Below are 21,401 nucleotides of genomic sequence, written 5' to 3'. Positions count from 1 at the left end.
TCTCCTGAACCAACCGGACCATTGTAACGCCTTGCTCGGGGGTTGGGTGAAACCTCGAGAAAAGGGCTCAGCGCCGAAGCCCCTTGACGGCCATCGGCGTGCGATAGAGGCTCAACGCCAGTGCGATCACCACCGATGCACACCCCACCCACAGTGATAGCGTGAGCGAACCGAACGAGAGACCGAGGATCAGCCCGACCAATGCCGTCCCCAGCGACTGCCCGAAGGTGCGTACCGACGCCAGCACGCCTGAGGCATTGGCACTCAACTCTACCGACACACTCCCGATCATCTCGCGATTGTTCGGTGCCTGGAACAACCCATATCCGACACCGCATAGCGCGGTTCGCCAGATCACATCGATATACTCGGAGTCGGCATCCAATCCGGTCAATGCCAACATGCCCAACAGAAATAGCAGGAGTCCGGTAGAACTGATCAGCGCCGGATTACCCTTGTCGGCCAGGCGCCCGGCCAGTGGCCCGATAATCATGATGACCAGCGGCCAGGGCGTAAACAGCACCGCCGACATGATCGGCGATACCCCCATGACGGTCTGATAGAGGAACGGCAGCCCCACGAAGGCAACGCCTTGGGCGAGAAACGCAAACATCGACACGATCGCGGCAAACGAGAAACGCGGCTCGGCGAATAGAGCCAACGGCACCAGCGGTTTGGCGACATGGCGTTGACGATAGACGAATCCCACCAGGGAGATCACGCTGAGCGTCAGCGTCACCAGGGCGAGCGTTCCGCCCTTGCCATGGCCGAACTGGTCCAGGGCAAAGACGCTGCCACTGAGCATGACGATCGACATCAACGCGCCCCAGACATCGATTCTTCCCGGGATCGGCTTCTCTCGCGGCAAGGCGCGAATGCCCAGCGTCAGTGCCAGCAGCCCGATCGGCACGTTGATGGCGAACAGCCACGGCCAGCTCGCCACATGCAGGATCAGACCGCCCAGCGAGGGCCCCGCGGCAATACCGAACGCCACCGTCAGCGCACTGAGTCCGATGGCCGACCCCAGCAGCCGGGTGGGAAAGATGATTCGGTAGAGAGATGGTCCGATGCTCAACATCGCGGCGGCGCCGATCGCCTGCAGTCCTCGCATCACCAACAGAAATTCGAACGAGCGAGCCAGCGCGCAGCCGAGCGACGCCAGGGTGAAGAACGCCAGTCCGCCGATATAGAGCCGGTGACGACCGACGCGTCGGCTCACCGCGGCGAAGGTCAGGAGCAACGCGGCGGTCACCAGTTGATAGACATTGGCGATCCAGATCGATTCGGAACCGCTGATCGAAAGCTCTTCCGCTAACGTGGGAAGCGCAATATTGACGATGCCATTATCCAGTACCGCCATCTGGGTACCGGTGATCATCGCCAACAGCGCTAGCTTGCGTTCACGCCCGGGTAGACCGTCGTCGCCCGGGCGCTCCTCAAACAGACGCTTCAGCATATCTTCGGGAAGCGGCGAATACCGCTGTCAAGCCACGTCCGAACCCTCACTCCTCGTCGGTCTCCATCAGCAGCTCGTCGTCGACTTCGGAGGTTTCCAACTCTGCCTCGTCGTCAAGATCCACTGCCAGGTAGCTATGCTCGAGGGTGAGGAATGCCTGGAACAGTGACCAATCGAGGCTTTCCGGCCACTGGCGCTCATCCTCTTCCCACGCCCGCAGCTCGGTTTCGAGAATATCGTAGTAGCGCTCCCCGACATAGGCTTGCAGAGCCTCAGGCGTATCCATCTCGGGGATCAGATAGACGGTATTTTCACCAGCGATGTCGTCGAGCGTCAGGTCGTCTTCACCGACGGTCGGCTCCAACGAGTTGACCCAGTCGACGAACGCCTGGGTCGGCTTGACGCTCAGCGCGGAACGATTGAGCAGCTTCATCGGTGTCACCTCTTTTTGGGAACCGCACGGAGTCGGCGGAATTCGAACCGCAGCCATTATGGGCGTTCGCTGCGCTCGTGACCAACAACTCTTGCCTTGGCTTCCATGCGCGAGAAGCATATGCCTGAAGGTGGCGAGCTAGTGGTGGGCTAGGCGCGCGGCAAGACATTGGCGGAGTGGACGAGGTTGTCCATGAGCAAGATGTATTGTCGCGCAACAACGCCCGGCCAGCGCACAGTCCCTTCAGCGGTTATGGTTATTCCGGGCGCATCGCCGGGAACAGCAGCACATCTCTGATCGACGGACTATCCGTCAGCAGCATCACCAGACGGTCGATGCCGATACCTTCACCGGCGGTCGGCGGCATGCCGTACTCCAGCGCGCGCACGTAGTCGGCATCGTAGTACATCGCCTCGAGGTCACCGGCGTCCTTCTCGGCGGCCTGGGCCGCGAAGCGTTCGGCCTGGTCCTCGGCATCGTTGAGCTCGGAGAAGCCATTGGCGATCTCGCGTCCGCCGACGAAGAACTCGAACCGATCGGTGACATGGGGATTGATATCGTTGCGTCGCGCCAGCGGGCTGACCTCGGCCGGATATTCGGTGATGAAGGTCGGCTGATCGAGCCTGGCTTCGGCGACTTCCTCGAATATCTCGGTCTGCAGCTTGCCCAGCCCCCAGCTCGGTTTGATCGCGATGCCCAGGCGTTCGCAGGTCGCCCTGGCGGCTTCGAGAGTGTCGATGTCGGCTTCGCCGATGGCGCCGCCCTCGGCCTCGACACCGTATTCGAGAATCGACTGGCGCAGGGTCAGGCGGCGGAATGGCTGTCCCAGATCGTAGTCTGTGCCCTGGTAGGTAACGGTAGTCATACCCAGCACCTGCTCGGCCGCGTCGCGGATCATCGCCTCGGTCAGGTCGAGCAGATCGCGATAATCGGCGTAGGCCCAGTAGAACTCGAGCATGGTGAATTCGGGATTGTGCCGCGTCGACAGGCCTTCATTGCGGAAATTGCGGTTGATCTCGAATACCCGCTCGAACCCGCCGACGACCAGCCGCTTGAGATAGAGCTCCGGCGCGATGCGCAGATACATGTCGATATCCAGCGCATTGTGATGCGTCGTGAAAGGGCGCGCCGTGGCACCGCCGGGGATCGGTTGCAGCATCGGCGTTTCGACTTCCATGAAGCCCCGCTCGACCATGAACCGACGGATCGCGGCGATGACACCGGAGCGCACCTCGAACACCCGTCGCGACTGCGGATTCATGATCAGGTCGACGTAGCGCTGACGATAGCGCGCTTCCAGATCGGTCAGGCCGTGGAACTTGTCCGGCAGCGGCCGCAGGCTCTTGGTCAGCAGCTTGGCCTCGACCAGCATCACGTAAAGATCGCCCTTGCCGGACTTGTGGACCGGGCCGCGCCCGGCGACGATATCGCCGATATCCCAGCTCTGGATATCTTCGAGCAGGTCTGCCGGCAGCCCCTTCTTGTCGACGTAGAACTGGATCTGGCCGGAGACGTCCTGAATCACCACGAACGGCCCGCGCTTGCGCATGATGCGCCCGGCAACGGAAGCCTGGCGGTCGAGCGCCTCGAGCTCGGGTTTCTCCTTGTCACCCAGTTCCGCCTGCAGATCCGCCGCCAGACTGTCGCGTCGGAAATCGTTGGGGAAGGCGCTGCCGCCCTGCTCGGCCGCCTGTTCACGGCGCGCCGCCAGTTTGGCACGGCGCTCCGCGATCAGCCGGTTTTCTTCCTGAGCTTCATGCTGTGCATCGGAAGGAGATTGCGGGTTGTTCTGGTTCGCCATGTCGTCGCCTGTCGAAAATTGAAATAAAGCCGCAAGCCGCGAACGCATGTCTCAGCCAAAACATAACGCGCGTAGCTCGTAGCTCGTAGCTCGTAGCTAGAGACCTTGCTTCAAACTCGCTTCGATGAACTGATCCAGATCGCCGTCGAGCACCTTGTCGCAGTTGCTGCTCTGCACGCCGGTGCGCAGGTCCTTGATCCGCTGGTCGTCGAGGACGTAGGAGCGAATCTGGCTGCCCCAGCCGATATCGGCCTTGCTGTCCTCTGCCTGCTGCTTGGCGGCGTTGCGTTTCTGCATCTCGTGCTCCCATAACTTCGCCTTCAACTGCTTCATCGCGAAGTCGCGGTTGGCGTGCTGGCTGCGCTGACTCTGGCAGGCCACCACGATACCCGTCGGCTCGTGGGTGATTCGCACCGCCGAGTCGGTGGTGTTGACGTGCTGGCCGCCGGCGCCGGAGGAGCGGTAGGTGTCGGTACGCAGGTCGGCCGGGTTGATCTCGACCTCGAAGCTGTCGTCCACTTCGGGCGATAGAAACACCGAGGCGAAAGAGGTGTGCCGCCGGCCGCCGGAGTCGAACGGACTCTTGCGCACCAGCCGATGGACACCGGTCTCGGTCCTGAGCCAGCCGAAGGCGTACTCGCCCTGAACATGGAGGGTGGCGGACTTGATACCCGCGACCTCGCCCGCGGAGACTTCGGTCAGTTCCGCCTTGAAGCCGTGATGCTCGGCCCAGCGCAGGTACATGCGCAGCAGCATGTTGGCCCAGTCCTGGGCCTCGGTACCGCCGGAGCCGGCCTGGATGTCGAGATAGGCGTTGTTCTCGTCCATCTCGCCGGAAAACATGCGCCGGAACTCCAGCTTGTCGAGCTGTCCCTCGAGATACGACAGTTCCTTGCGAACCTCGTCGATGGTGGCGTCGTCCTCCTCCATCACCGCCAGCTCGAGCAGCTCGCGGTTGTCGGCCAGGCCGCTGTCGAGGGTGTCGATGGTCTCGACCACGGCTTCCAGCGAGGCCCGCTCCTTGCCCAGTTTCTGGGCATAGTCGGGATCGTTCCAGACGTCCGGGTTTTCCAGCTCTCGGGAGACTTCTTCTAGCCGGTCTTTCTTCTCGGCATAGTCAAAGATACCCCCTCAGGACGTCTGTCCGTTCGGACAGGTCCTTGATGAGGTTGTTGATCGGATTGATCTCTTGCATGGGGCTCCTGCCAACGTCGCCACCGGCGCGTCGAACCTCCCCGGCAAACGGGGAGTGATCGACTCGCCGAAAAAAGGACGCCTATTGTAGCCAAACCCCGGCATAGCGTCATCCTGCCATCGACCGTGTCACGCTGTGCGAATCGAGACGATGCGCTAAGGTGGAAAGCATAGAAACCTGATCATCCATCACCATTCGAGGGATCCCACTTTGATATCACCGACTCGCCTGGCAGCCGCCATCGGTTTCGCAGCCACCCTGAGCACCCTGCCCATCCAGGCAGCCACGCTGCACATGGGCATATCCGGCGATCCCGCTTCGCTGAGCCCGGCCAAGATCACTGGCGGCGTGTGGGAAGAGGACGTGCTGCGGGACATCTTCGAAGGCCCGATCGCCATCGACGCCGACGGCCAGATCATCCCCGGCGCCGCCGAAAGCTGGGAGATCTCCGACGATGGCAAGACCTACACCTTTCACCTTCGCGATGGGCTCGAATGGTCCGACGGCGAGCCGTTGACCGCCGACGACTTCGTCTATGCCTACCGTCATCAGGTCGATCCCAAGACCGCTTCCAACTACGCCCACCGCCTCTATCCGGTGGTCAATGCCCAGGCGATCAACTCAGGCAGCAAGCCGCTCGACTCGCTCGGCGTGGAATCCCTGGACGACGGCAAGACGCTCCAGATCACCCTCAACGCCCCCACCGTCTATTTCCTCAAGACGCTGGTGCTGCCGTTCGCCTACCCGATCCCCAAGCATGTGGTGGATGAGTTCGGCGACGACTGGAGCGATCCTTCCCACATCGCGGTCAACGGCGCTTTCAAGCCGGTGAAGTGGGTTTCCAATACCGAGCTGGAAACGGTCAAGAACGACCGCTTCCATGACGCCGACAACGTCAGCCTGGATGGCGTCGACTACTACCCGCTGGAGGACAAGAACGCCGGCATCCAGCGCTTTCGTGCCGGCGAGCTGGATATCCTGCGCGACTATCCCGCGGCGCAGTATCCACGGCTCTCCGAAAACCTGCCCGATGCCACCCATCTGTTCCCGTCGCTGGGCACCTACTACTACGTGTTCAACCTGCGCGACGGCTCGCCGGTGGCGGACAAGCGCGTCCGCGAGGCGCTGAGCCTGGCGATTCGCCGCGACGTCATCGCCAGCCAGTTGCTGAAAGGCGGCGTCGAGCCGGCCACCTCACTGGTACCGCCGGGAACCAGCGACTATGAGGCCCAGTCCCAGCCCGGGCTCGATGACGACATGGATAGCCGCCTGGCCCGAGCCAAATCGCTGATGGAAGAGGCCGGCTACGATCCGGACAAGCCGCTCGAACTGACGCTACGCTTCAACAGCGGCGACGAGCACCGTCAGATCGCCGTGGCTGTCGCCGCGATGTGGAAGCCCCTGGGGGTCGATGTCGAACTCAGAAACACCGAGGCCAACGTCCACTACGCCGACCTGATGGAGGGCGATTTCCAGGTTGCCCGCGCCGCCTGGATCTCCAGCTACGACGACGCCCAGAACTTCCTTCAACTGCTGTCGGCGGAAACCAACAATTACGGCGGCTATCAGGATGACGACTACAATCGACTGGTCAGCCAATCGGATGCGGAACAGGATCCGGCCAAGCGCGCCCAACTGATGCAGCAGGCCGAGGCACTGGCGCTGGCCGACTATCCGCTGACGCCGATCTACACCTACAGCTCGCGCAACCTGGTCGATCCCGAAATCAATGGCTGGAACGACAACGCGTTGGATATGCATGCCTCGCGCTGGATCAATCTGCCGGAGTGACTAGACCAACGTCTATCTGTGACTGAAATCACAGCAGAAGTGGCATCACTAACCACTCCCGACGTCTATATGCATGAAATGAAACGGTCTATCGAGCATTTGAATTAGACGGGTCATGAGGTTCGCGCGAAGGTGTCGCATCGATCCTCGGGTGTCATTGCCCTCTTCACTGATGGCACATTCGCGGCGATCACCCTACAGCGAGCCTTTCACAACGGATTTTCACAACAACAAGTCGGAGCTTTCCAAAGATGTCGAAGCTGCAACTCCCCCGCACCCTGTTTCCCCTGGGCGCCCTGGCGCTGACCACCTCTTTGATGGCCTCGCCAGCGCTGGCCGAGACACTCAATATCGGCGTCATGGGCGAACTCGCCTCGTTCGACACCTCCCAGGTCTCCGGCGGCGTGTGGGAATCCCAGGTGCTGATGGATGTCTACGAAGGGCTGTTCAAGAAGTCGCCGGATGGCGAACTGCTGCCGGGCATGGCCACCGAGTGGGAGGTCTCCGACGACGGCAAGACCTACACCTTCCATATGCGGGAAGGCGCGAAGTGGTCCGACGGCGAGCCGGTCACCGCCGAGGACTTCGTGTTCGGCTGGCAGCATCTGCTGGCGCCGGAGAACGCCTCCAAGTACGCCTACATGCTCTATCCGATCGTCAACGCGGAAGCGATCAACACCGGCGACAAGGCCGCCGACACGCTGGGCGCCGAATCGCTGGATGGCGGCAAGACGCTCAAGGTCACCCTCAATCACGCCACACCCTATTTTCCGCAGTTGCTGACCCACTACACCTCCTACCCGGTGCCCAAGCACCTGGTCGACGAGTACGGCAAGGATTGGGTCAAGCTCGACCACATCGCCACCAACGGCGCGTTCAAGCCGGTTGACTGGGTCTCGCAGTCGAAGATCAGCGTCGAGAAGAGCTCGACCTACTACGATGCCGACGAAGTCTCCCTGGATGGCGTCAACTACTTCACCACGGAAGATCGCAACGCCGGTATCTCGCGCTTCCGCGCCGGTGAGCTGGACGTGCTGCGAGAGTACCCCTCCAGCCGTTACCAGTGGCTGAGCGAGAACCTCCCCGACGCCACCCACATGAGCCCGTATCTCGGCTCCTACTACTACGTGCTCAACAACCGCGAGGGCAGCCCCACCGCCGACAAGCGCGTGCGTGAAGCGCTCAACCTGGCGATCCGTCGCAACGTGCTCTCCGAGCAGATCATGGCCGGCAGCTTCAAGGCTTCCACCGCCATGGTCCCGCCCGGTACCAGCCACTATGACACTCAGCACATGGACCTCGGCAGCGACGACATGAACGCGCGCATGGCCAAGGCCAAGGCGCTGCTGCAGGAAGCGGGCTATGGCCCCGATCATCCGCTGAATCTGCGCCTGCGCTACAACACCAGCGACGAGCACAAGAAGATCGCCATCGCCGTTGCCGCGATGTGGAAGCCGCTGGGCGTCAACGTGCAGATGATCAACTCCGAAGCCACCGTCCACTACCAGACCATTCAGCAGGGCGATTTCGACGTCGCCCGGGCCGGCTGGATCGCCGACTACGACGATGCCGAGAACTTCCTCACCCTGCTGCACACCGGTGTCGGCAACAACTACGGCGCCTACTCCAACCCCGAGTACGACAAGCTGATGGACCAGGCCGCCCAGACGCTGGATCTGGATGCCCGCGAGAAGCTGCTCGAGAAAGCGGAGAACGTGGCGCTGGACGACTACGCGTTCATTCCCATGCTGACCTACGTCACCCGCAACCTGGTGAACCCGAAGCTCGAAGGCTGGGAAGACAACGTGGAGGACGATCATCCGTCACGTTGGGTTCACTTCACCGAGTAACGACTTGAGCGGTCTTCCGGAAGCACTGGCATGAGTCATCAGGGGACATCGACATGAGCTGCGTGGCCGTCGCCGTGGCGGGATTGTGGACCTCCCCCGACGCACCCCGGGCCATCGATGCCCCAGCGCTGGGCAATCCGGTTCTGCTCGAGCGCTGGTTGGCCGCGCTGGACGACGAGACCCGTCTGACGCTGTGCAAGGAGAAGCGGCTCGCCACCCAGGTGCTGCTGGACACGCCGGTCGGGATCCTCGAACACCATCGTGACGGTCACGGCAACGACTGGTGTCGCGTGGTGGTTCCGAGCCAGCGGTCCTCGCTGGACGAGCGCGGCTACCCCGGCTGGATCCCGGCGGCGCAGCTCGTCGAGGCAGAGGGCTGCCCGGCCGATGCCGAGTCGGTGGTGGTGATGGCTCCCATCGCCTGGCTGCAGGGTCTGCCCCAGGAACGCTCGCTGAAACTGAGTTTTCTGACTCGGCTGAAACTGGCCGAACCGGTGCCGGAAGTCGCTGACCGGAGAGCGTCCCGCGTCTGGGTGGAGACATCGCTGGGACGCGGCTGGCTGCCACGCGACAGTGTTCAGTTGCCGGGCGAGGGCCTGCCGGCGACTACCGCGACGCTGGAAACGCTGGGTCGGCGCTTCGACGGGCTGCGCTATCTGTGGGCCGGTAACTCGAGCTTCGGCTACGACTGCTCGGGGCTGGTTCACAGCCTGTTCGCCGCCATCGGCATCCGTCTGCCTCGGGACGCCCACGACCAGGTCGAGACGGGGCTTCCGGTCGCGCTGGACGAGCGCCGTGGGGGCGATCTGCTGTTCTTCGAGAAGCCCGACGACGCAGGCCGGCTGGTGGTGGATCACGTCGCGCTCTATCTCGGCGAGGATCGCATGCTGCACTCGCCGACCAATAACGCGCGGATCGAATGTCGTCGCCTCGGCGGCAGCGATTATGAAAGACAATTGTGCGCCGTGCGCCGCTATCTCTGACGGGCTATGTCTGACGAGAGAATCGGCGGCAGACGCAGGGTAGCGCTAGTATCGAGTCGGGAGAGGCTTCCCAGTACGACCATCGACGACAACGGACGAACTCGATCATGCACGAATTCCATTACCGCGCCGGACGCCGGCGCCGCCTGTGGCTACCCCTGCTGCTGGGTACGCTCGCGTTTGCCAACACAGCACTGGCCGCCACGCTGAGCATCGGCATCCAGGGTGAACCGGCGTCGCTGGACACCGCCCGGATCGGGGGGACCACCTGGGAGAACGACGTCCTCGGCGACCTGTTCGAGGGCCTGGTCACGCTGGACCCGGCCGGCGAGTACATTCCCGGCGCCGCCAGCCGTTGGGACATCAGTGACGACGGCACCGTCTATACCTTCAAGCTGCGCGATGACGCCAACTGGTCGGACGGTGAACCCGTGGTCGCCAAGGACTTCGTGCTCGCCTTCCAGCGGCTGTTCGATCCGGCCAACGGCGCCGTCTACGCCAGCCTGTTCTATCCGATTCGCGGCGCCGAAGCGCATACCAAGGGCGAGCAGGACGCCCCTGAACTCGGTGTCGAAGCGGTCGATGCCAAGACCTTGAAGATCACCCTGAACCAGCCGACGCCCTACTTTCCGACGCTGCTGGCACATATCGCGGCGTCACCGGTGCCCTCGCATCTGATCGAGCAGTTCGGCAACGACTGGACCCAGATGGACCACATCGCGACCAACGGCGCCTTCGCCCCGACAAGCTGGACCTCTCACGATCACATCGCGGCGCGCAAGAATCCCGAATTCCACGACGCCGACGACGTCGCCCTCGATGGCGTCGACTACTATCCAGTCGAGGATCGCAGCGCCGGCCTGCAACGCTTCCGCGCCGGCGGTCTCGATATCGTCCGCGACTTCTCGCCGGATCGATATCAGTGGCTGCAGGAGAACCTGCCCGGCGCCGTGCACCTCGCGCCGCAGCTGGCCAACTACTACTTCGCGCTCAACCAGCGCGATGGCCACCCCACCGCCGACAAGCGCGTCCGGGAAGCGCTCAACCTGGCGATCCGCCGGGACGTCATCGCCGACAAGATCATGGGCGGCGTCGTCTCCCCGGCCGGCGGCTTCGTCCCCGGTGGCGTCAGCCACTATGACGCCCAGACCATGCCAGGCCTGGACCGGACGATGGATAAGCGGGTCGCCGAGGCCAGGAGCCTGCTCGCGGACGCCGGCTACGGCCCCGATCATCCGCTCGAACTGACCCTGCGCTACTCCACCACCGAGGCCAACAAGCGCATCGCCGTGGCGCTGGCCGCGATGTGGCAGCCGCTGGGGGTCGAGACGCAACTGATCAACGCCGAGGGCGCGGTGCACTACGCCGAGCTCGCCAACGGCAACTTCGACGTCGGCCGCGGCAGTTGGGTCGCGGACTTCGACGACGCCAGCAACTTCCTCGGCATCCTGCAGAGCGACTCGCCCAAGAATTACGGCGGCTATCGCAGTCAGGCGTTCGACGAGCTGATGGCCAAAGCCAGCCGCGAGACCGACATCGCCGCCCGCCAGCAACTGCTGCAGCAGGCGGAGCGGCAGGCGCTCTCCGACTATGCGGTGGCACCGATCTACGTCGACGTCTCGCGCAACCTGGTCAACCCCGGGCTGGAGGGCTGGGAAAACAATGCGCTCAACCGGCACCTGTCGCGCTGGCTTTCGCTAGCTCAGGGGAACTGAGGCCCATCCCGAGCGGCGTTGGCAAAGATGCACTCATGACAACAACAAGAGACACCGCTGGAGCGAGGGCGGAATCAGGCATGACGAAAACAACATTCAGAAAACTGCTCGTTATCGCGAGCTGCGCGATGTTCACACTGATGCCGCCGATGGCAGTGGCCGATATCGAAGGGGGCAAGCAGGTCCTGCGCCGCGCCAATGGGGCCGAACCCTCGTCGCTGGATCCGCAACTGACGACGGGGACCTGGGAGTCAGCCATCGTCGCCGACCTGTTCGAAGGTCTGCTGGCTCGAGACGCCGCTGGCGGGTCGATCCCGGGCGTCGCCGAATCCTGGGACGTCTCCGACGACGGGCTGCACTACACCTTCCATTTGCGTGACGATGCAAAATGGTCGGACGGAACGCCGCTGACCGCCGACGACTTCGTCTATGCCTGGCGTCGAATCCTAAGCCCGGAACTCGCCGCCCCCTACGCCTACATGCTCTATCCGATCCTCAACGCCCGTGCCTATAACCAGGGCGAACAACCAGCCAATGCGCTGGGTGTCAAAGCCAGCGATGACCACACGCTGAGCGTCACACTGGCCCGCCCCACGGGCTATTTTCTGGAGATGCTGAGCCACGCATCGACCTACCCGGTTCCACGCACCGCCATCGAGCGGTACGGCAGCGACTGGACCAAGCCCGGTCACATGATCTCCAACGGCGCCTTCGAACTAACCGAGTGGGTCTCCCACGACCACATCGCCGCAGTGAAGAACCCCGACTTCCACGACGCCGCCAATGTCGCGCTCGACGAGGTCCGGTTTCTGCCCATCGACGACGGTCGCGCCGCCCTCAATCGCTTTCGCGCCGGTGAGGTCGACATGACCAGCAGTGTGCCGACCGATCGCATCGAGTGGGCACGCGAGAATCTGCCCGACGCGCTGCATGAAACGCCGACGCTGGCGACGTTCTATTTCGCGTTCAACCAGCGCCCGGGCAGCGTTCTTGATGATCCCCGTATTCGCGAGGCGCTCAACCTTGCCGTTCGTCGTGACATCATCACGACGCAAATCACCAAACTCAATCAGCCCCTCGCCTACAGCCTGGTGCCCACCGCAATCAGCCATTATGACGGCCCCGAGTTCGACTTTGCCCGGGAGCCGATGGCTGAGCGGCTCGCCGAAGCGAAAGCGCTCATGCAGGACGCCGGCTACGGCCCCGATCACCCCCTGCATCTGACGATCGACTACATCACCAACCAGGACACCAAGCGCATCCCGGTTGCCATGGCCGCGATGTGGAAACCGCTCGGGGTCGAGGTAACGCTCACCAACAGCGACGCCGCCGTCTACTACTCGAAATTGCGCCAGGGCGACTTCCAGATCGGCATGGCGCCGTGGAACGCCGACTACAACGACGCCAGCAACTTTCTGGATCTGTTCCGCACCGGCGTGCCCAACAATCACTCCGGCTATAGCAACGCCGACTACGACGCCATGATGGAGCGCGCCTCGAACGAGTTGGATCTGGACAAGCGCGCGCAGCTCATGGCCGACGCGGAGGGCATTCTGCTGGACGACTACGCCATGTTGCCGCTCTACTTCTACATTCGACCGGCACTGGTCTCGCCGTCGCTCTCCGGCTGGAAGGAGAGCCCGATGGACGATCATCTGAGCCGCTGGATGCACTTCGAAGATCCCGAATGACCCATCTGAATGACGATGCCGACGAGTGAATTACGCATGACCGCAGCCAAGCCGAGAAGAGACCGCAACACATGCTGATCTACACCCTCAAGCGCCTGCTGCAGGCGATTCCCACCCTGCTGATCGTGATCACGATCTCGTTCTTCCTGATGCGGGTGGCGCCGGGCGGCCCGTTCGACGGCGAGCGCCAGCTGCCGCCGGAGATCGAGGCCAACCTGATGGCCGCCTACCATCTCGACGAGCCGCTGCCGATGCAGTACCTGCGCTACATGGGCAACCTGCTCCAGGGCGATTTCGGACCGTCGTTCAAGTACAAGGACTTCTCGGTCACCGAGCTGATCATGCAGGGGTTCCCGGTCAGCCTGGAGATCGGCGGGCTGGCGATTCTACTCGCCCTGATCATCGGGTTGCCGCTGGGGATCGCGGCAGCGATCAAGCGTAACTCCACCGTGGATTACCTGGTCATGGGCACCGCGCTGACCGGTATCGCCGTCCCCAACTTCGTGATCGCGCCGATCTTCGCGCTGGTGTTCGGCGTCCTGCTGGGCTGGCTGCCGGCCGGGGGCTGGAACGGTGGCGCCCTGCCCAACCTGGTGCTGCCGGTGGTGGCGCTGTCGATCCAGCAGATCGCCTATATCGCGCGGATGATGCGCGCCAGCATGATCGAGGTACTGGGCAGCCACTTCATCCGTACCGCGCGGGCCAAGGGTCTCAACGAGGGCGAAGTGATCTGGCGCCACGCGATTCGCCCCGCCCTGCTGCCGGTGATGTCCTACCTCGGCCCGGCCATCGCCGGGATCATCACCGGTTCCGTAGTGATCGAGCAGATCTTCGGCATCCCCGGGATCGGCCGCTACTTCGTGCAGGGCGCGCTCAACCGCGACTACACCCTGGTGATGGGCACGGTGGTCTTCTACGGCGTGCTGATCGTGCTGATGAACCTGATCGTCGACCTGCTCTATTCGGCGCTCGACCCGCAGATCCGCTATGACGACTAACCCCCCCGACAACGACACCCATGACAACAACGCCCACGACAACCAACAGGGAGGCCGCTGATGACATCCGAATCCAAGCCCTATAGCGGCGAACAGCGGGATGGCGCGCCGTTACCCGCCGGCGGCCCCAATCCGCCCCGCGCGCCGGAGCCAGAGGCCGGCGCTGCCCCTATTGGTGAAAGCCTGGCCCGCGACGCCTGGCGCCGCCTCAGCCAGAACCGCGCCGCCATGGCCAGCCTGGCCTTGCTGATCGCGATCATCGTGGTCTGCATCGTCGGCCCGTGGCTGCTGCCCTGGGGGCTGGCCGAGGTCGACTGGAATGCCTTCGGCACCGGCCCCACGCTGGAAGGCGCCCACTACCTCGGCACCGACGCCAACGGCCGCGACCTGCTCACCCGCGTGCTGTATGGCGGACGGATCTCGCTCTCGGTGGCGCTGGTCGCCTCTCTCGTCAGTCTGGTCATCGGCGTGCTCTACGGCGCCATCTCGGGCTACCTGGGCGGGCGCGTCGACAACTACATGATGCGCTTCGTCGACATCATGTATTCGCTGCCCTTCATGTTCATGGTGATCCTGTTGATGGTGGTGTTCGGCCGCAACATCTTCCTGATCTACGCCGCCATCGGCGCCGTGGAGTGGCTCGACATGGCCCGCATCGTGCGCGGCCAGACCCTGGCGCTGAAGCGTCGCGAGTTCATCGAGGCGGCCCATGCGCTGGGCGTGCGCGATACCAAGATCGTCACCCGCCACCTGATCCCCAACGCCATCGGCCCGGTGATCATCTACGTCACCCTGACCGTACCCAAGGTGATCCTGCTGGAGAGCTTCCTGTCGTTCCTGGGGCTCGGCGTGCAGGAGCCGCTGACCAGCTGGGGCGTGCTGATCTCCGAGGGCGTGGACATGATGGAGAGTGCACCGTGGATGCTGCTGGTACCGTCGTTTTTCCTCGCCGCCACGCTGTTCTGTCTCAACTTCCTGGGTGATGGGTTGCGTGATGCCCTCGACCCGCGCACACGCTGAGGAGCCCGAAAAATGCCTGCGCTCGCCCAGCCATTGTTGAACAGCCCCTCAGGCTGCTCATTGATACCCCATCAACTCCGCGCCTTCGAAGCTGTTCGCCGCGGCTGGCCATCGCTCGCCGATTTTTCGCCGGCGTGCGACTCTCCAACAACGTCGGGAGCCGTTTCATGAGTTCTCTGCTCGAAATCGACAAGCTCAGCGTGACGTTTCAATTGCCCACCGGGCCGGTGACGGCGGTCAAGGACGTGAGCTTCACCATCGCCGAGGGCGAGACGATGGCACTCGTCGGCGAGTCCGGCTCCGGCAAGTCGGTCACCTCCACCGCCGCCATGCGCCTGCTGCCCGAACTCGCCGAGACCACCGGCGCGATCCGCTTCAACGGCGAGAACCTGCTGGAGGTCACGCCCAAGCGCATGCGTCGCGTGCGCGGCAACGACATCTCGATGATCTTCCAGGAGCCGATGACCTCGCTCAACCCGCTGCACCGCATCGGCAAGCAGATCGGTGAAGTGCTGATCCGGCACAAGCAGCTCAAGGGCCAGGCCAATCGGCAGCGCGTCCTGGAACTCCTGAACCAGGTCGGTATCCCCGAGCCGGAACGGCGCATCGACAGCTACCCCTACGAGCTCTCCGGCGGCCAGCGTCAACGGGTGATGATCGCCATGGCGCTGGCCTGCGAGCCGAAACTGCTGATCGCCGACGAGCCGACCACCGCACTCGACGTCACCGTGCAGGCGCAGATCCTCGATCTGCTCAAGTCGCTGCAGGCCGAATACGGCATGGCGATCCTGTTCATCACTCACGACCTGAGCATCGTTCGCCACTTCGCCGATCGTGTGGCGGTGATGCGTTACGGCGAGGTGGTCGAGAGCGGCCGCACGCTGGACGTGTTCGAAGCGCCCCAGCACGACTACACCCGCATGCTGCTGGACGCCATTCCGCGCGGGCGCAAGGAGCCCGCCCCGGCAGACGCACCGGTGCTGATGAGCGGCCGCGACATCAAGGTGCGCTTCGCGCTGAAGAAGCGCCTGTTCGGCAAGAGTGAGTACTTCGAGGCGGTTCGCGGGATCGATCTCTCCATCCGCCGCGGCGAGACGCTGGGCATCGTCGGCGAGTCCGGCTCGGGCAAATCGACGCTCGGCCGCGCCCTGCTGCGACTGCTGAAATCCGAGGGCGAGATCCGCTTCGAGGAGGCCGACATCTCCGGACTCGACAAGTCCGGCATGCGTCCGCTGCGTTCACGCCTGCAGGTGGTGTTCCAGGACCCCTTCGGTTCGCTCTCCCCGCGCATGACGGTGGGCGACATCATCAGCGAAGGCCTCAAGGTGCATCACCCGGCGCTGAACCGCCGCCAGCGCGAGGCCGAGGTCATCGCCGCGCTGGAAGAGGTCGCCCTCGATCCGGCCATGCGCAACCGCTACCCGCACGAGTTCTCCGGCGGCCAGCGCCAGCGCATCGCCATCGCCCGCGCGCTGATCCTGAAGCCCGAGCTGCTGCTGCTCGACGAGCCGACCTCGGCCCTCGACCGCTCGGTCCAGGTGCGGGTCATCGACCTGCTACGGGATCTGCAGAAGAAGCACGGCCTGACCTATCTGTTCATCAGCCACGACCTGTCGGTGGTTCGCGCGCTCTCCGACGACGTGATGGTGATGAAGGAGGGGCGGGTCATCGAACACGGCTCGGCGGAAACGATCTTCTCGAATCCCCGGGAACCCTATACCCAGGCGCTGCTGAAAGCGGCATTTCTGGAGAGCGAAGCCGCCGCCTGACATAACCGACTGCAACCAACGACAGACGACCAACAACAACAATCGACTCGAGAGGCCATCGTGGTTTTCAACAGACTCACCGACAACAAGACAGTCACGTCATTGATCCTCGGCGCGCTACTGACGAGCGCCTCGTTCACGGCATCCTCGGGCGCGTTGGCGCAGTCACCACCGCCGTCCGCGGAGAATGGTGTGTGGGATCTCACAGATCTCTATCCGTCCCTGGATGACTGGCAGCAGGCGCTGAAGGATGTCGACCGGCGTATCCAGAGCCTCGGCGACTATCAGACGACGCTGACCGAAAGTCCGAAAGCGCTGGCCACGGCTCTGGATGCCATTCGCTCGGTCGAAAAATCCGCGAGCCGAGCCCAGACCTATGCCTCCCTCCAGGCAGACGAAGACCTGCGCGATGGCCAGGCTCAGGAGCGACGGGGACGGGCCGAACAGTTGATGGCGCGTTTCGAATCCGCCATTGGCTACCTGCGCCCGACGCTGATCCAGATGGACCGGGACACCCTGTCGAGCTGGCTCTCCAACCCGCAACTTCAGGATCATCGCCGCTTTCTGGAAAACGTGATTCGCGAAGCCCCGCACACGCTTTCGAAGCAGACCGAAACCGCGCTGGCGGCCCTCGGCCCGGTGATGAGTCACGAGACACCCTATTCGCTGCTGGCGAACTCCGATATCGACTGGCCCACCATTACCATTGACGGGAAGAGCGTGCGGCTCGATGCGGCCGGTTACAGCCACTGGCGAGAATCCAAGGATCGCGACGTGCGCCAGCGGGTGTTCGATGCCTACTGGCCGGCTTGGCAGCAGTTCACCTCCACCTTCGGATCGCTGCTAAATTCCCAGGTACAGCAGCACGTCACCGAGTCGAGGCTGCGCCACTACGAAAGCGCCATGGCCGCCGCGGTTTCTCGCGATGACATTCCTCCAGCGGTCTATCAACAACTGATCGACTCGACCAACGACCATCTGGGCACGCTGCACCGCTATCTTAAACTGCGTCAGCGCATTCTCGGTGTCGACCAACTGCACTACTACGATATCTATCCGCCACTCGCGGAACTCGACAAAACGTTCGATCTCGACGATGCACGTCAGTTGACCCGAGAAGCGACGGCACCGTTGGGTCCGCATTACGCCGAGCTGCTCAAGCGGGCCACCGATTCACCCTGGACCAGCGCCTACCCGAGTCAGGGCAAACGCTCCGGCGCCTATATGAATGGCTCGGCCTACGACGTGCATCCCTACGTGCTGATGAACTTCAACGGCAGCTATGGCGATGTCTCGACCTATGCTCACGAGTGGGGACACGGCGTCCACAGCATGCTGACCGAGGAGAATCAGCCCTATCCGACCTCGGACTACTCGATCTTCACTGCCGAAGTCGCCTCGACGACCAACGAGCAGTTGCTGGTCGATCGTATGATTCAGCAGGCGAAGGCCCCGGAGGAAAAGCTCTTCTATATCGGCCAGGCACTCGAGGCGATTCGCGGGACTTATTTTCGCCAGGCGCAATTTGCAGAGTTCGAGCTAGCCATTCATCGCGCGGCGGAGAATGGTGAACAGCTATCAGGTGACCGACTGACCCAGATGTACGGAGAAATTCTTCGCAAGTACTACGGCGTCGACAAGGGCATTACCACCATCGACGAGGCGGACTATGCCGAGTGGGCCTACATTCCTCATTTCTACTACGACTTTTACGTCTATCAATACGCCACATCGATAACGGCGGCGCAGATGTTTGCCCATGGACTCGAGAGAGATCCCAAAGCATGGCGAGATCGCTACCTCAACGTCCTTTCCCAGGGCGGCTCTCAGAGTGGCTATCAACTGCTGAAAAAGGCGGGCGTCGATCTGGCCACCCCGGCCCCCTATGATAATTTGATTCAAGACATGAACAAACTCATCGATGAGGCGGAAGACATTCTGGACCGGCTGGATGAAGACTAAGACAAGAACTACCGGATCCTGGACACTATGAAAAACCTTCCATGCCTTTCGTCATCCACGACGCCCTCCACTGGAGGGCGTTTTTCGTTCTCATAGCCGCACGCTTCAAAATCATTTCGACCTGAATCACCAAAGTCATCACGCACCATCACCATTCAAAACTTCTATATTATCATTCAACAAATGCATGTTTTCTTTGAGTGCAAATTATGAAAAATCGCACAAACAAAGTGCAATAAACACCCAGAACCAGGGCTTTCTTGAGCGCGGTTACACAACTCTAATCGACGACACGTAAAGACAACGGTGACGCCTAATCATCGACCGATATGACGGAATGCCGAACAATCACCTTTTACACCTCACAGTGCGTTAACCTAGCCATTTTTATAAAAATACTTCACATAAAACAAACGATTACTTTAACCCACACCTTGCCAGCCATTTTGTATAAAATATTCGATATTGCTGTCATCGCCTAGTCGTCTGATGTCTTAACCCCTTCCTGAAAAATCGACGACCTTTACATCATTTGGCACATAAATTGCTGTACATCCGGCATGGGAACGCGGCTCCTCATTGATGGGCCGCAAATAAGCAGTCACTAGAACAATCGAGAAGATATGACCGCGATCGAGAACTCGCTTTCCATTCAGGGATTCACGCAGAAAAACAGACGCTCGATATCGCGACCGGAAGTGCTGGTCCTGATAGCGATATCGGCACTGATTCACGGATTGATATGGTGGTCGCTGAATCGCCAACCCATCATTGCCGCTGAAGTGCTGCCCAACCAGGCATCCCAGGCATCGGAAGTCACGGTCTCGCTGACCAGCGCACCTCCGCCAGCACCGCCCCCACCGCCGCCGCCCCCTCCCGTGCAGGAGGCACCAGTCGTGGATGACGTCGCTGTCACACCCGCCGAAGAGGACGTAGCACCGGAACCCGAGCCGGAGCCAGAACCTGAGCCCGAGCCGCAACCCGAGCCGGAGCCAGAGACGCAACCTGAGCCCGAGCCAGAGCCGCAACCTGAGCCCGAGCCTCAATCGAAGCCAGCGCCTAAACCGGCCCCAAAGAAGTCTGCGCCGACAGAAAAACAGGCTCAGACTTCTCGGCCGACGCAGAGCACAAGCGCATCGTCGAGCAACGAGGTCACTCCCGCGGTATCCGGCATGCAGAGCCTGGGCAATCCACCGCCGCGCTATCCCTCTCTGGCACTGCGCCGCGGCTACGAGGGCAATGTGCAGTTGAAGATACTGGTCATGCCCGATGGCACAGCGGGTCAGGTACAGGTCACTCAATCCAGTGGGCATCGAGAACTGGATGAAGCCGCCGTCGAGACGGTTCGCGGCTGGACGTTCAAGCCGGCAAGACGTGGCGATACCCCGATCAAGGGCTGGGCACTGCAAACCATCGCGTTCCAGCTCCCCAACTGACGAACAACAATGATGCAACACCTTCAGCAAGGAAAAACACCATGATGGAATCCAACGATATCACCGCCATGATCGTACCCGGCGTGCTCTGGACGCTGATTGTCTTCTCCATCGCGACCTGGGCCATTCTTCTGATAAAGGGCCTTCAGTTCGCCAGGAATCGTGTCGAGAACAAGCGGTTCCAGAAAGTATTCTGGGAAGCCAAGAGCATGGAGGAAGGTGAATCCATTAGTGAAAAGCGCCCGGGCACCATGGCTTCGATTGCTCGTGCCGGCTTCGCAGTAGTCACCGGAAGGGATATTGCGCCGAAGAATCAGGCTCTGGCGCAAAAAATCAATCGATCCGACCGCCTCGAGCGCAGCCTGAGACAGCAGATTCAACGCGAGCGTCGCTCGCTCGAAGGTGGTCTGGCGATCCTTGCCAGTATCGGTAGCACCTCTCCTTTTATCGGTCTATTCGGCACAGTTTGGGGGATCATGGAGGCGTTGATCACGATCGGTGAAACCGGTGAGGCGGGTCTGGATACCGTGGCCGGGCCTATCGGTCACGCACTGATCGCCACCGGGGTCGGTATCGCTGCCGCGGTTCCCGCGGTACTGGTTTACAACTACTTCACGCGGCGCCTTAAACTCACCGTTTCGCTGATGGATGACTTCGCTCACGATTTCTACAGCCTGGCACAGCAGCATGCCTTTCAAAGCCAAGCTCCCAGACCTGTCGCGCAGGAAGTGTCATCGCCTTCACCGGCAATGGGATGATCCAGACTCATCGGGACTTTCCCTAAACCTACATGAAAAGGTAACCACAAATGGCTTTCTCCAGTCACGACGATGATGAAGTTCTCAGCGAGATGAACGTCACGCCGTTGGTCGATGTGATGCTGGTTCTGCTGGTGGTATTCATCGTCACCGCACCGCTCATGACCAATGCCGTACACGTCAATTTGCCCAAGACGGGTGCTGTTGCCCCACCCGAAACCAAGGAGCCGATGGTCGTTAGCGTCGATGCCGATGGTGCTTATTTCATCGGCAAGGAGGAGTACAGCTTCGAGGATCTGGAGCAAGCACTGGTCCAGGCCCATGACGACAATCCCGATCAAGCCGTACAGCTTCAGGCGGATGAAGGAGTGGAATACGGCACGGTTGCCAAGGCGATGGCGGCACTGGAGCGATCAGGCATTCAGAAAGTGGCCGTTCTGACCCAACAATGATCATGAGTGTTGAACCTTACAACTCACGATCCATTTCATTCACAAAGGAGGACCGGCACTACCACATAACAACAATCTAGAACATCCGAAT

The 21,401-nt window shown here is 61.9% G+C and carries 16 protein-coding genes; 12 read left to right on the top strand and 4 right to left on the bottom strand.

Annotated features, from left to right (window positions below; genetic code table 11):
• Window positions 1-67: 67 nt before the first annotated feature.
• The 4 genes from F0A16_RS05790 to prfB all read right to left on the bottom strand — a co-directional run bounded on the left by F0A16_RS05790 (window position 68) and on the right by prfB (window position 4,885).
• Window positions 68-1,456, bottom strand: a complete 1,389-nt coding sequence (locus F0A16_RS05790) for an MFS transporter (protein ID WP_149434423.1) — start codon at window positions 1,454-1,456, stop codon at window positions 68-70.
• Window positions 1,457-1,502: 46 nt separating this feature from the next.
• Window positions 1,503-1,889 carry a hypothetical protein gene (locus F0A16_RS05785; RefSeq protein ID WP_149434422.1) on the bottom strand — a complete coding sequence of 129 codons (387 nt, stop codon included), beginning with the start codon at window positions 1,887-1,889 and terminating at the stop codon, window positions 1,503-1,505.
• Between the two features lie 256 nt (window positions 1,890-2,145).
• The gene (gene lysS / locus F0A16_RS05780; RefSeq protein WP_149434421.1) at window positions 2,146-3,690 is read right to left on the bottom strand and encodes a lysine--tRNA ligase; all 1,545 of its coding nucleotides are present in this window, start codon (window positions 3,688-3,690) and stop codon (window positions 2,146-2,148) included.
• Between the two features lie 96 nt (window positions 3,691-3,786).
• A protein-coding gene (gene prfB / locus F0A16_RS05775) for a peptide chain release factor 2 (protein ID WP_149434420.1) occupies window positions 3,787-4,885 on the bottom strand; the annotation gives its coding sequence in 2 pieces (ribosomal slippage) (window positions 3,787-4,809 and window positions 4,811-4,885; 1,098 coding nt in all).
• Window positions 4,886-5,095: 210 nt separating this feature from the next.
• On the opposite strand from prfB, the gene F0A16_RS05770 reads away from it, so the two are divergent.
• The 12 genes from F0A16_RS05770 to F0A16_RS05715 all read left to right on the top strand — a co-directional run bounded on the left by F0A16_RS05770 (window position 5,096) and on the right by F0A16_RS05715 (window position 21,310).
• A complete protein-coding gene (locus F0A16_RS05770) occupies window positions 5,096-6,676 on the top strand; it encodes a peptide ABC transporter substrate-binding protein (RefSeq protein WP_239023724.1) in 1,581 nt (526 codons plus the stop codon).
• 251 nt (window positions 6,677-6,927) lie between these two features.
• On the top strand, window positions 6,928-8,526 hold the full coding sequence (locus F0A16_RS05765) for a peptide ABC transporter substrate-binding protein (protein ID WP_149434419.1): 1,599 nt from the start codon (window positions 6,928-6,930) through the stop codon (window positions 8,524-8,526).
• Between the two features lie 53 nt (window positions 8,527-8,579).
• Window positions 8,580-9,509: a C40 family peptidase gene (locus tag F0A16_RS05760; RefSeq protein WP_149434418.1), complete on the top strand. Its 930-nt coding sequence runs from the start codon at window positions 8,580-8,582 to the stop codon at window positions 9,507-9,509.
• Window positions 9,510-9,616: 107 nt separating this feature from the next.
• On the top strand, window positions 9,617-11,224 hold the full coding sequence (locus F0A16_RS05755) for a peptide ABC transporter substrate-binding protein (RefSeq protein ID WP_149434417.1): 1,608 nt from the start codon (window positions 9,617-9,619) through the stop codon (window positions 11,222-11,224).
• A gap of 128 nt (window positions 11,225-11,352) precedes the next feature.
• Window positions 11,353-12,915, top strand: coding sequence for a peptide ABC transporter substrate-binding protein (locus F0A16_RS05750; RefSeq protein WP_187775914.1), 1,563 nt, complete (start codon window positions 11,353-11,355; stop codon window positions 12,913-12,915).
• Between the two features lie 71 nt (window positions 12,916-12,986).
• Window positions 12,987-13,913 (top strand): oligopeptide ABC transporter permease OppB, encoded by a 927-nt coding sequence (gene oppB / locus F0A16_RS05745; protein WP_071231767.1) that lies wholly within the window; start codon window positions 12,987-12,989, stop codon window positions 13,911-13,913.
• A 60-nt stretch (window positions 13,914-13,973) separates the two neighbouring features.
• On the top strand, window positions 13,974-14,933 hold the full coding sequence (locus tag F0A16_RS05740; protein WP_149434415.1) for an ABC transporter permease subunit: 960 nt from the start codon (window positions 13,974-13,976) through the stop codon (window positions 14,931-14,933).
• 167 nt (window positions 14,934-15,100) lie between these two features.
• Window positions 15,101-16,702, top strand: coding sequence for an ABC transporter ATP-binding protein (locus tag F0A16_RS05735; RefSeq protein ID WP_149434414.1), 1,602 nt, complete (start codon window positions 15,101-15,103; stop codon window positions 16,700-16,702).
• Window positions 16,703-16,762: 60 nt separating this feature from the next.
• Window positions 16,763-18,664, top strand: a complete 1,902-nt coding sequence (gene pepF / locus F0A16_RS05730; RefSeq protein ID WP_187775913.1) for an oligoendopeptidase F — start codon at window positions 16,763-16,765, stop codon at window positions 18,662-18,664.
• 623 nt (window positions 18,665-19,287) lie between these two features.
• The gene (locus F0A16_RS05725; protein WP_223119716.1) at window positions 19,288-20,100 is read left to right on the top strand and encodes an energy transducer TonB; all 813 of its coding nucleotides are present in this window, start codon (window positions 19,288-19,290) and stop codon (window positions 20,098-20,100) included.
• 41 nt (window positions 20,101-20,141) lie between these two features.
• On the top strand, window positions 20,142-20,858 hold the full coding sequence (locus F0A16_RS05720; protein ID WP_223119715.1) for a MotA/TolQ/ExbB proton channel family protein: 717 nt from the start codon (window positions 20,142-20,144) through the stop codon (window positions 20,856-20,858).
• A 50-nt stretch (window positions 20,859-20,908) separates the two neighbouring features.
• On the top strand, window positions 20,909-21,310 hold the full coding sequence (locus F0A16_RS05715; protein ID WP_149434412.1) for an ExbD/TolR family protein: 402 nt from the start codon (window positions 20,909-20,911) through the stop codon (window positions 21,308-21,310).
• Window positions 21,311-21,401 lie beyond the last annotated feature (91 nt).

The organism is Salinicola corii, assembly GCF_008298015.1.
Classification (GTDB): domain Bacteria; phylum Pseudomonadota; class Gammaproteobacteria; order Pseudomonadales; family Halomonadaceae; genus Salinicola; species Salinicola corii.
The sequence above is the reverse complement of the archived record's forward strand: the minus strand, read 5'-3'. Positions and strand labels throughout refer to the sequence as shown.